Here is a 9,775-nt window from a genome sequence, read left to right on the forward strand (position 1 = left end):
CATGGTGCGATTCCTTCATTCCCGCGGAGTGGTATCTGCACCGTCCGGGCTTGCTGCTCGGCTTCGCCGCGGCGTTCGCGCTGCTGCTGTGCGCGCTGCTGGTCTTTCGCCTCATCAACACCGAACGGCTCGGCCTGTTGCTGCAGAGCGCGCGCGAAGACGAGGCGTTCTCCGAGGCGATCGGCATCGATTATCGCCGCGCACGCTGGTGGGTATTCGTGCTCGCCTCGTCGGCGCTGGGCGCGATCGGGGCGTTCTACGCGATGTTTTACCGCTCGATCTCGCTCGCTGTGTTCTCACTGGATCAGTTGCTCTTGCTGTTCGCCATGATCGTGATCGGCGGGCTGGGGCGCTCCGAAGGCGCCGTGCTCGGCACCGCCATCGTGGTGCTGATCGACAAGGGGCTGATCGGCCTCGGGCCGGGGCGCATTCTGCTGATCACCATCGTGATGATCGTGGTGGCGCTCACCGCGCGCGACGGTCTGACCGGAATCAAGGCGCAGTTCCGCGCGTTTCGAAATCGCAAGAAGAGCGAACGGCGCGCCGCACGCACGGAGAAAGGGGGCGAAGTCATGCCCGAGGAAGCCACCGAGATCGCAGACAAGCAGCTGGTCTACCGGCGGCTGTTCGACAAGCGACTGCGCGACGCGCTGAAGTCGACGGTCACGCCGGAGCTGATCGCCGAGCATCGCGCCAAGCCGCTCGGTCAGCATTCCGACAAGCTCGACCGGCTGCTCAATTACTTCCGCCGCGAAGAGATGCCGGACAAGTACGCGATCCTCAGGGTCGGCCCGCTGCGCACCTGCCGCTACCGGGTGATGGCGCTGTCCGGCCGGGCCGGCCACCCGCCGCGGCTGGTCGACGACAAGCTCTACGACACTCTCGACGAAGCCTATCACGCGGTGTTCCTGCTCCGCGTCAACGACCTGCTCGCAAGCTGAGACCGACGCCATGGCAGAGAAGAAGCTCTACGGTTACTGCGATCCCTGGTCGGTCAAGGCGGGCCACACGATTTCCTTCATGGTCTCCGCCGAAGGCACCGAGGTCGCCGAAGCGAAGCTGGTGCGGCTCGTCCATGGCGATGAAAACCCCGCAGGACCCGGCTTCGTCGAACAGGAGATCGATTGCGATCTGCCTGCCACGATCGCCGTCCGGCGGCAGTTCACCCAGGTCGGCTCCTATGCGGAAGTCGCCGATCCGGCGCATCATCTCGCACCGACCGGCGACTTCACCATCTACGCCTTCATTTTTCCAACCAAGCCGGGCGGCAGCCGGCAGGCGATCCTGTCCAAATGGGACATCATGTCCGGCAAGGGCTACGGGCTCGGCATCAACACTTCGGGCCGGCTGGAATTCTGGGTCGGTTCCGGAGCAACGATCGACCATGTGCAGGCCGAAGTGCCGCTCCGCCCGCGTGCCTGGTACTTCGTGGCCGCGAGCTTCGACGCCACCACGAAGCTGGCCCGGCTCTACCAGATCGGCGTCGTCAATCGCTACAATTCGCTGCTCGGGCCGGTGGTGCCGTTCGACTACGATTCACGCGTGATCGAAACGATGCGGGTTGCGCCCGCCGATCCCGGTCCGTCGGTGCCGTTCTTCTGGGCCGGCGCCAGCGAGGAGAACGACCGCCGCGGCCGTTTCGTCGGTATGCTGTATTCGGGCAAGATCGACCGCGCCGGCGTGGCCAACAAGGCGCTGCCGCCTGATGCGGTCGAAGCGCTGGCGCGTGGCGAGTTGCCGCCGCACGACGCGATCCGGGCGCATTGGGACACGTCGGCCGGCTATACCGATCGCGGCATCGGCGACACCATCGTCGACATCGGCCCGCATCATCTGCATGCGCAGGGCGTCAACCGGCCGGTGCGCGGCATGACCGGCTGGAATTGGAACGGCCGCGAGGACAGCTACCGGCTCGATCCCAAACAATACGGCGGCATCGTCTTCCACGACGACACCGTGACCGATTGCCTGTGGTCGTCCACGGTCAAGCTGCGCCTGCCGGAGACGCTCCGCAGCGGCGTGTATGCGCTACGGCTGCGCGCCGGGGAAACCGAAGATCACATCCCGTTCTTCGTGCGGGCGGCGGAGCCCCGCGCGCCGATCGCCGTGCTGATGCCGACGTTCACCTATCTGGCCTATGCCAACGAGCGCCTCGGCTTCGATGCGCCGATCGCCCAGGCAATCACCGCCCACACGCCGATCTTCACCGAAGAGGACGTCGACTTCTACAAGCTGCAGGAATTCGGCTTGTCGACCTACGACCACCATTCCGACGGCGCCGGCTGTTGCTACTCGTCGTGGCGCCGGCCGATCGTCAACGTGCGTCCGCGCCATCGGTCCGCCGCCACGGGCGTGACCTGGGGCCTGCCGGCCGACCTGTCGCTGTTGTGGTGGCTAGAGCGCGCCGGCTTCGACTACGAGATCGTCACCGATCACGATCTGCACGCCGAAGGCCGGGACGCGATCAGTCCGTATCGCACCGTGATCAATTGCACCCATCCGGAATACTACTCCGAGCGGATGATGGACGCGACGGAGGATTATCTGCGCGGCGGCGGCCGTGTGATCTATGCGGGCGGCAACGGCTATTACTGGGTGTCGGGGCTGCGCGAAGGCGAGCCGCATTGTATGGAGGTGCGCAAGCTCGACAACGGCTCGCGCGCCTGGCAGGCCGATCCCGGCGAAGCCTATCTGGTCTCGACCGGCGAGCGGTCGGGGCTGTGGCGGTCGCGCGGCCGCGCGCCGCAGAAGATCGTCGGCGTCGGCTTCACGTCGGAGGGCATGGACGAGAGCCAGCCGTTCGAACGGATGCCCGACTCGTTCCATCGCCGCGTGGCCTGGATGTTCGAGGGCATCGGCGACACCGAGAAGATCGGCGATTTCGGGCTCGGCCTCGGCGGCGCCGCCGGTATCGAGATCGACCGCTACGATCTCGCGCTCGGCACCCCGCCGCATGCGCTGCTGCTCGCATCCTCGCACGGCCACTCCGACAACTACCCGCTGGTCTCCGAGGAAATCACCTACTCGTTCCCCGGCCGCGGCGGCACCCAGGATCCGATGATCCGTGCCGACATGACTTACTTCACGACCGCGAAGGACGGCGCCTGCCTGTCGATCGGCTCGATTGCCTGGAGCCAGGCTCTGCCGGTCAGAGACGGCGACAACAACGTCGCGACCTTCATGCGCAACGTGCTGAACGCCTTCAGCAAGCCCGGCAAGCTGCCGGGGACCGAATTCATCGGCGAAGAGAAACTGTGGCGATGAGCGAAGTGACGCCCGGCAGCCGTGATGCATTTGCATCATTCCGGCCGGGTTGCGGCCGACTTATCGTCCGGGACTACACAGACTTGGTCAGGCGCCTCACAGGTGCCAGTGGAGCAACGGGATGACAGCATCTCCATTCCGGCCGGCCCGGATCGCGTGCGCTGTACTGCTTCTCGGCAGCACCTCGGCGGCCGCGGCTGAATTCCAGCCGGACACGCTGTCGACGACGACCATCCCGGCCGCGATGCAGCGGGTCTATGTTGCGGACCCCGCCTTGCCGCACATGGTCGACGGCCGCGTCTACGTGCTCGACGCCGCCGACATGAGCCTGAAGGGCATGATGGAATCCGGCTTCGCCGGGATGCTGCTGGCGGCACACGAGAAGCATCTCGTGTACATCGCCACCACTTTCTACGAGCGGCTGACCCGAGGCAAACGCACCGATGTGATTCAGGGGGTCCAACAACCAGACCCTGAAGGGCCGTCGACGAGATTCCCGTGTCGACCCATCGCGCCCAGGCGCTGCCCTATCGCAGCCTGTTCCAGCGCTCGAGCGACGGCAATCTGCTCCTGATCCAGAATGCGACGCCCGCGACCTCGGTCAGCGTCGTCGATATCTCGAGCAAGCAGGAGCTCGAAGTTCCAGCGCCCGGCTGTTACGGCCTCTACCCGGCCCTCGCGACCCCGTTGCGGTTCAGCACGTTGTGCGGCGACGGCACGGTCGGCACCTACACGGTCGCAGCCGATCTCAAATCGGCCGCACGCAAGGCCAGCGCCAAACTGTTCGACGCCAGCACCGATCCTCTGTTCACCCATGCCGAGCGCGATCAGGACGGCTACGTATTCCTCAGCTTCAAGGGCAAGCTGATACGGATGGCGCTCGATGGCGAGACTGCGAACGTCACCGAAAAGCTCGACCTGGTTCCGGCGGATGCCACCGGCTGGGCGCCGGGCGGTTACCAGCCGTTCGCCGTCGACGCAAAAGCCGGCATCGCCTACATCCTGATGCACTCGGGCGACACCGACGGTGCGCACAAGAACCCGAGCAACGAGATCTGGGCCTACGATTTCCGCGGCAAGCGGCTGCTGGCGCGATCGCCGATCGCCAACCTGACATCGCTGACGCTGTCGGCGGCCGATCCGAACATGTTGTTCGGCATCAATCCGGTCGATCTCAAGATCGAGCGGCTGTCGGTCGATCCGGCGTCGCGTCGGGTGTCGCCGGGCGGAGAGATCAAGCTCGGCGAGACGGCCGCCCTGATCGAGGCGCCGCGATGAGCTGGCACCTCGATCCGCTGTTGTATCTGGTCGCGACCGGCTGGATCGTCGTGGTGCTGGCGCGCGCCGCGGTCGAGAAGCTGTCCGGCTACGGCCTCTACGTCGCTAATCTCGGCGACTATCGCCTGCTCCCCGATGCAGCCGTCCCGTTGATCGCGCCGGTGCTCCTCGCAGCAGAGATCGCGGCGATCTGCTGTCTTCTGCTGCCTTGGACCCGCGCCGCCGGCGCGGTGACCGCCTGCGTGCTGTTCGGTCTGTACGCGCTGGCGATGGTGGGCGCACTGCGGGCCGGCCGCACCGAGATCGAGTGCGGCTGCGGGGGCGACGGCCAGCCGGTGAGCTGGGGACTGGTCGTCCGCAACGCCGTGCTGGTGCTGACGGGAGCGGCGCTGCTGCTGCCGCAGTCGCCGCGCAGCCTGGGCTGGGCCGACATGACGGTCGGCGCACTCGCGATTGCGGTGCTGTTTCTGTTGCTTGTGATCGCCGAGAAGATGATCGGCACCGCCGCCGCGATCCGGCGTCTCGACTCCAACTCGCATTCGTGAGGTCACGATGGACGGAATGATGGTCGCGTTCGCATTGTTGTGGGCCCTGGTGATCGCGCTGTCGATCGCCGTGTTCGCGCTGGCCCGCCAGGTCGGAATTCTGTTCGAGCGGATCGCGCCGATGGGCGCACTGATGACCGACTCCGGCCCCGCGATCGGCAGCAAGGTCGATCGCTTCGATCTCACCGCGCTCGACGGCCGGGCCATCGCGATCGGCACGCCATCGCAGCGATCGCAGCTATTGTTCTTCGTTTCGCCGACCTGCCCGGTTTGCAAGAAGCTGCTGCCGATCCTGTCGTCGGTCGCGGCCGCCGAACAATCCTGGCTCGACGTCGTGCTGGCCGGTGATGGCGACGAAGCTGCGCATCGGGCTTTCGTCAAGCAGCGCCGACTGGAGGCCTTCCCGTTCGTGCTGTCGCGCGACCTCGGCATGGCGTTCCGCGTCAGCCGGCTGCCCTATGCGGCGCTGATCGACGGCGCCGGCGTGGTCAAGGCGAAGGGACTGATCAACAACCGTGAACAGCTCGAAAGCCTGTTCAACGCCAGCGATCTCGGCGTCGCGTCGGTCCAGTCCTATCTCGGCGCGCCGCATGCCGCCCACGACCTGCCAACTCGCTGAGTCCGGAGACGCCTGATGTCAGACATCTTCACCGACAGGCTGATGGCCGCCTTCGACCGCGCCGCCGAATTCGCGTTCCGCCGCACCGCGCAGTCGATCGGGCGGCGCTCAGCGCTGAGCACGATCGGCAAGCTGATGGTAGGCGGAGCGCTACTCCCGGTCCTGCCGTTCGATCGCTCCTCCGGCGCGCTCGCGGCAGGCGCGCCGGCGTCGGGTCCGGCCGATGCCAACTGTGACTACTGGCGCTACTGTGCGCTCGATGGCTTTCTGTGCTCGTGCTGCGGCGGCAGCGTATCGGCGTGCCCGCCGGGCGCCGAGCCGTCGAAGGTCACCTGGGTCGGCACCTGCCACAACCCGGCCGACGGCAAGGACTATCTGGTTTCGTATAACGACTGCTGCGGCAAGACCACCTGCGGCCGTTGCCTGTGCAACGGCAATGTCGGCGAGCGGCCCGGCTACCGCATGGGCATCCACAACGACATTAACTGGTGCATGGCAAACACCCCGAGCATGTACCATTGCACGGTCTCGGTCCTGGTCGGCGTGGCGGACGATAAATGAAGGCGATGTGCGCGGCCGCGGCCGCGGGATTTCTTGTGGTGGGCGCACACTGCGCCGTCGCCGAGGACGGCGCGGCGAAGTTTGCGGAGGTCTGCGAAGCCTGCCACCAGGCAGGCGGCGTGGGTGCGCCGGGCGTGGCTCCGCCGCTGGTGTCGCCGATCCTCGCCAATGCGGCGGCCAGACAGCCGGACTATCCGGCGCGCGTGATCACCACCGGACTATCGGGACTGTTGCCACTCGCCAATGGCGAGACGATCGTGAGCGCTATGCCGCCGCAGCGGCAATTGAGCGACGAACAGGTCGCTGCGGTCGTCAGCTACGTGTTCGGCCTTAACGGCGCAAAGGTCGAGTTCGCCCCAGCCGAGGTTGCGCGCGTTCGCGCCGAGCCGATCGGCAATGCCGAGTTGAAGAAACTGCGAGCCGGGCTGATGCCATGAGCCGCGTTTTCCTCATGCTGCCGATTGCCCTGCTGCTCTGCGCGACAGGGCCGGCGCGCGCCGGGGACAACGTGGACTATCTGTATCGGCTGCATTGCTCCGGCTGCCACGGCCTCGACGGCCTCGGCTCGAAGGTCGGCCGGATCCCGCCGTTTCCGGGCATTGTCGGCCATTTCGCCGACCTGCCCGAAGGGCGGCTCTATCTCGTCCAGGTGCCAGGCGTCGCGAACGCGGCATTGCCGGACGCCGAGACCGCCGCGCTGCTGAACTACGTGTTGCAGACATGGGGCGAAGCCGGCAAGCCGGCACCGCGCTTCACCACCGACGAAGTGCACCAATTGCGCAAGGCAAAGGTCGACGATATCGCCACACTTCGCCAGGCGCTCGAGAACCAGCTCGCGCGCCGCAACGTTTCGGTCAAGTACTAGACTTTACCGTCCTTTGGCGAGCCTCGAAGGATGGGCCGCCAGCCGCCGCCCTTGTCGCGGGCCCGCAGCCTCACAGCATCCCGAGGGCCTGCATGTAGGTCTCGAGGATGGTTTCCTGCTCGGCGCGCTCGTTGGCGTCCTGCTTGCGCATGCGGATGATGGTGCGCAGCGCCTTGACGTCGAAGCCGTTGCCCTTGGCTTCGGCATAGACGTCGCGGATGTCGTCCGAGATCGTCTTCTTCTCTTCCTCGAGACGCTCGATGCGCTCGATGATGGCCTTGAGCTGGTCCTTGGCGAAGCGATGGGCGACATCATCCTGGACGGCTGCTGCGGCAGTGGCCATCGTGCACTCCTTACACTGATGATCGAAAATGATCGTGAGATGGGACGCGGCCGGGCGTTGCCGCGCGCCGCGTGTCGGGCGCGACAGTCTTCGCCGCGGCGCGTTCCGTCAAGCGGCTTCGCGTTCATCCACAGCGGCCCCACAAAAATTCGCCGCACCGTGGCCGTCGCGCTTGCGACGAATCAATGCTTGTGAGTCTCCGCCATCTTGGCGAGCTGCTCGGGCGTCGCCGCACTCTGGTGCTTGGCCTTCCATTCCTCGTACGGCATGCCGTAGACGGCCTCGCGGCTTTGGTCGCGGCTCAACGCGACGCCCTTGGCGTCGGCTGCATCCTTGAGCCAGTTCGACAGGCAGTTGCGGCAGAAACCGGCGAGATTCATCAGATCGATATTCTGGACGTCGGTCCGCTCGCGCAAATGTGCGACCAGGCGGCGAAAGGCGGCCGCTTCGAGTTCGGTGCGGGTGGTGTCGTCCATGGATGGCCTCGTTCTGCTGCTGGGAGCGCCTGCGCGGGCGCCGCGTCGGTCTAAAGATGGGCGTCGCCGCAGATTCTGCCACATCGCCGCGCTAGAGCCAGCCCTCCTGCCGCACTGCGGCATCACCGGAGGCGTTGACACGCCATGGCGTGTCACGCGAAATCGCCCGTCAATTGATATAGCTTGGCTGCATGACCCTCGCCGATTCCCGCCTTTCCCGTCCTGCCGGCCTGCCCCGTTCTGCCCTGCTGGCGGTTTTGCTCGGCCTCGTGCTCTGGCTCGGCGCCAGCGCGCCGGCTGCGGCGGACTTCCGGCTTTGCAACAACACATCCAGTCGCGTCGGCATCGCGCTCGGCTACAAGGACGTCGATGGCTGGACCACCGAGGGCTGGTGGAACGTGTCGTCGCGAAGCTGCGAGACGCTGCTGCGCGGCACGCTGGTGGCGCGTTATTATTACATCTACGCGCTCGACTACGACCGCGGCGGCGAATGGTCGGGTCAGGCTTACATGTGCTCGCGCGACAAGGAATTCACCATCAAGGGCACCGAGAATTGCCTGGCGCGCGGCTTCGACCGCACCGGATTCTTCGAAGTCGACACCGGCGACCAGCGCGCCTGGACGGTGCAGCTCACCGAGGGCAGCGAGACCAACACCCAGAAGCTGCCGGGCCTGCCGGGCGCACCACCACCAGGTACGGGGCTGCCGGGCATCCCGGCCACGCCCGGCAAGCCCACACCCGGAAGTCCTGCGCCGGGCGCGAGTGTGCCGACGCCGCCTGCTCAGACCCCGCCCGCAGCGCCGGCCGCCAAGCCATGAGACGTCTCCGCCGCATCAAGATTCTCGCCACGCTCGGCCCCGCCTCCTCCGACAGCGCCATGATCCGGCGGCTGTTCGAGGCCGGCGCCGACGTGTTTCGCATCAACATGAGCCACACCCCGCACGACACGATGCGGGAGCTGGTCAAGACCATCCGCAATGTCGAGAGCAGCTACGGCCGGCCGATCGGCATCCTGGTCGATCTGCAGGGGCCGAAGCTGCGGCTCGGCTCGTTCGCCAACGGCCCCGTCCAGCTCAATCACGGCGCCAGTTTCGTGCTCGACTCCAACAAGGAGCCGGGCGACGCCGAGCGCGTGTACCTGCCGCATCCGGAGATCCTCGCGGCGCTCAAGGTCGGCGATGCGCTCTTGCTCGACGACGGCAAGGTGCGGCTGATCTGCGAGGAGACCGAGGGTAACCGCGCGGTGACTGCGATCGGTAGCGTCGCCGATCATCCGTATCCGTCGCTGACCAAGAACTATCACCACGAAGTCGAACTCGTCGCCGCGCTGAAGTCCGGCGGCACCAACATTCCGGCCGACAAGGCGCTCGACCACGTCTATGGCTACGCGCTCGGCCTCGACATGACGCGGCGCGATCTGCAGAACGGCATGGCGGCGGAGAAGAAGCCGTGGGAGATCGGCAAGAGCTTCGACCATGCCGCGGTGATCGGGCCGATCCATCCCGCCAGCAAGACCGGCCATTTCGACAAGGGCGCGATCTCGCTCGCGGTCAACGGCACAATTCGGCAGAACTCCGACGTTTCCAAGATGATCTGGAGCGTCGCCGAGCAGATCGCCAAGCTGTCGGAAGCCTTCGAACTGAAAGCCGGCGACATCATCTATTCGGGCACGCCGGAGAATGTCGGGCCGGTGGTGAAAGGCGACGTGCTGCTCGCCAAGCTCGACGGCCTGCCGGATCTGTCGATCAAGATCGTGTAGCGCGCTTCATCGATCGAAATGGCGCTTCCTGCACCTGCTGAGTCGTCATCCTGAGGTGCGCGCGT

Annotated in this window: 12 protein-coding genes and 2 pseudogenes; 11 read left to right on the forward strand and 3 right to left on the reverse strand. The window is 66.1% G+C overall.

The genetic code is table 11. The features are described 5' to 3' along the window. Both I5M_RS03760 and I5M_RS03765 read left to right on the forward strand, forming a co-directional pair. Nucleotides 1-941 (forward strand): annotated as a pseudogene (locus I5M_RS03760) (branched-chain amino acid ABC transporter permease); the annotation flags it as partial. Nucleotides 942-951: 10 nt separating this feature from the next. Further along, nucleotides 952-3,264: a N,N-dimethylformamidase beta subunit family domain-containing protein gene (locus I5M_RS03765; RefSeq protein ID WP_022720183.1), complete on the forward strand. Its 2,313-nt coding sequence runs from the start codon at nucleotides 952-954 to the stop codon at nucleotides 3,262-3,264. 73 nt (nucleotides 3,265-3,337) lie between these two features. Here I5M_RS03765 and I5M_RS34370 read toward each other — a convergent pair. Then, a pseudogene (locus I5M_RS34370) lies at nucleotides 3,338-3,613 on the reverse strand (hypothetical protein); the annotation flags it as partial. On the opposite strand from I5M_RS34370, the gene I5M_RS34015 reads away from it, so the two are divergent. Genes I5M_RS34015 through I5M_RS29135 form a run of 7 tightly spaced genes read left to right on the forward strand, consistent with a single transcriptional unit; the run spans nucleotide 3,509 to nucleotide 7,132 of the window. Next, nucleotides 3,509-3,838 (forward strand): amine dehydrogenase large subunit, encoded by a 330-nt coding sequence (locus I5M_RS34015; RefSeq protein WP_376738661.1) that lies wholly within the window; start codon nucleotides 3,509-3,511, stop codon nucleotides 3,836-3,838. The pseudogene I5M_RS34370 and the gene I5M_RS34015 sit on opposite strands and share 105 nt — an antisense overlap. Beyond that, a complete protein-coding gene (locus I5M_RS03775) occupies nucleotides 3,763-4,542 on the forward strand; it encodes an amine dehydrogenase large subunit (RefSeq protein WP_022720185.1) in 780 nt (259 codons plus the stop codon). The genes I5M_RS34015 and I5M_RS03775 overlap by 76 nt, the downstream gene beginning before the upstream one ends. Next, complete coding sequence (locus I5M_RS03780) at nucleotides 4,539-5,087, forward strand: MauE/DoxX family redox-associated membrane protein (protein ID WP_022720186.1); 549 nt, start codon at nucleotides 4,539-4,541, stop codon at nucleotides 5,085-5,087. The genes I5M_RS03775 and I5M_RS03780 overlap by 4 nt, the downstream gene beginning before the upstream one ends. Nucleotides 5,088-5,103: 16 nt before the next feature. Next, nucleotides 5,104-5,706 (forward strand): methylamine dehydrogenase accessory protein MauD, encoded by a 603-nt coding sequence (gene mauD, locus I5M_RS03785; protein WP_244431926.1) that lies wholly within the window; start codon nucleotides 5,104-5,106, stop codon nucleotides 5,704-5,706. A gap of 15 nt (nucleotides 5,707-5,721) precedes the next feature. After that, nucleotides 5,722-6,267 (forward strand): methylamine dehydrogenase light chain, encoded by a 546-nt coding sequence (locus I5M_RS03790; protein WP_022720188.1) that lies wholly within the window; start codon nucleotides 5,722-5,724, stop codon nucleotides 6,265-6,267. Then, entirely contained in the window at nucleotides 6,264-6,704 is a 441-nt protein-coding gene (locus tag I5M_RS03795) for a cytochrome c (protein WP_022720189.1), read from the forward strand. Before I5M_RS03790 ends, I5M_RS03795 begins: the two co-directional genes overlap by 4 nt. Further along, nucleotides 6,701-7,132: a cytochrome c gene (locus I5M_RS29135; RefSeq protein WP_051048648.1), complete on the forward strand. Its 432-nt coding sequence runs from the start codon at nucleotides 6,701-6,703 to the stop codon at nucleotides 7,130-7,132. The genes I5M_RS03795 and I5M_RS29135 overlap by 4 nt, the downstream gene beginning before the upstream one ends. 70 nt (nucleotides 7,133-7,202) lie before the next feature. Here I5M_RS29135 and I5M_RS03805 read toward each other — a convergent pair whose 3' ends face one another. Then, complete coding sequence (locus I5M_RS03805; protein WP_022720191.1) at nucleotides 7,203-7,475, reverse strand: DUF2312 domain-containing protein; 273 nt, start codon at nucleotides 7,473-7,475, stop codon at nucleotides 7,203-7,205. Between the two features lie 182 nt (nucleotides 7,476-7,657). Further along, a complete protein-coding gene (locus I5M_RS03810) occupies nucleotides 7,658-7,951 on the reverse strand; it encodes a DUF1244 domain-containing protein (RefSeq protein ID WP_022720192.1) in 294 nt (97 codons plus the stop codon). 191 nt (nucleotides 7,952-8,142) lie between these two features. Between I5M_RS03810 and I5M_RS03815 the strand changes: the two genes are divergently transcribed. Together I5M_RS03815 and I5M_RS33505 are read left to right on the forward strand one after the other, a co-directional pair. After that, complete coding sequence (locus I5M_RS03815; protein ID WP_022720193.1) at nucleotides 8,143-8,769, forward strand: DUF1036 domain-containing protein; 627 nt, start codon at nucleotides 8,143-8,145, stop codon at nucleotides 8,767-8,769. Continuing rightward, the gene (locus I5M_RS33505; protein ID WP_022720194.1) at nucleotides 8,766-9,710 is read left to right on the forward strand and encodes a pyruvate kinase; all 945 of its coding nucleotides are present in this window, start codon (nucleotides 8,766-8,768) and stop codon (nucleotides 9,708-9,710) included. Before I5M_RS03815 ends, I5M_RS33505 begins: the two co-directional genes overlap by 4 nt. Nucleotides 9,711-9,775: the final 65 nt, after the last annotated feature.

This window comes from Rhodopseudomonas sp. B29 (assembly GCF_000333455.1).
GTDB lineage: Bacteria > Pseudomonadota > Alphaproteobacteria > Rhizobiales > Xanthobacteraceae > Rhodopseudomonas.

Bases quoted from the DNA above. Each gene is read 5' to 3' on its own strand.
- I5M_RS33505 (WP_022720194.1), top strand. From the start codon at position 8,766: ATGAGACGTCTCCGCCGCATCAAGATTCTCGCCACGCTCGGCCCCGCC.
- I5M_RS03795 (WP_022720189.1), top strand. From the start codon at position 6,264: ATGAAGGCGATGTGCGCGGCCGCGGCCGCGGGATTTCTTGTGGTGGGC.
- I5M_RS29135 (WP_051048648.1), top strand. From the start codon at position 6,701: ATGAGCCGCGTTTTCCTCATGCTGCCGATTGCCCTGCTGCTCTGCGCG.
- I5M_RS03805 (WP_022720191.1), bottom strand. From the start codon at position 7,475: ATGGCCACTGCCGCAGCAGCCGTCCAGGATGATGTCGCCCATCGCTTC.
- I5M_RS34015 (WP_376738661.1), top strand. From the start codon at position 3,509: ATGCAGCGGGTCTATGTTGCGGACCCCGCCTTGCCGCACATGGTCGAC.
- I5M_RS03815 (WP_022720193.1), top strand. From the start codon at position 8,143: ATGACCCTCGCCGATTCCCGCCTTTCCCGTCCTGCCGGCCTGCCCCGT.
- I5M_RS03780 (WP_022720186.1), top strand. From the start codon at position 4,539: ATGAGCTGGCACCTCGATCCGCTGTTGTATCTGGTCGCGACCGGCTGG.
- I5M_RS03810 (WP_022720192.1), bottom strand. From the start codon at position 7,951: ATGGACGACACCACCCGCACCGAACTCGAAGCGGCCGCCTTTCGCCGC.
- I5M_RS03765 (WP_022720183.1), top strand. From the start codon at position 952: ATGGCAGAGAAGAAGCTCTACGGTTACTGCGATCCCTGGTCGGTCAAG.
- mauD (WP_244431926.1), top strand. From the start codon at position 5,104: ATGATGGTCGCGTTCGCATTGTTGTGGGCCCTGGTGATCGCGCTGTCG.
- I5M_RS03790 (WP_022720188.1), top strand. From the start codon at position 5,722: ATGTCAGACATCTTCACCGACAGGCTGATGGCCGCCTTCGACCGCGCC.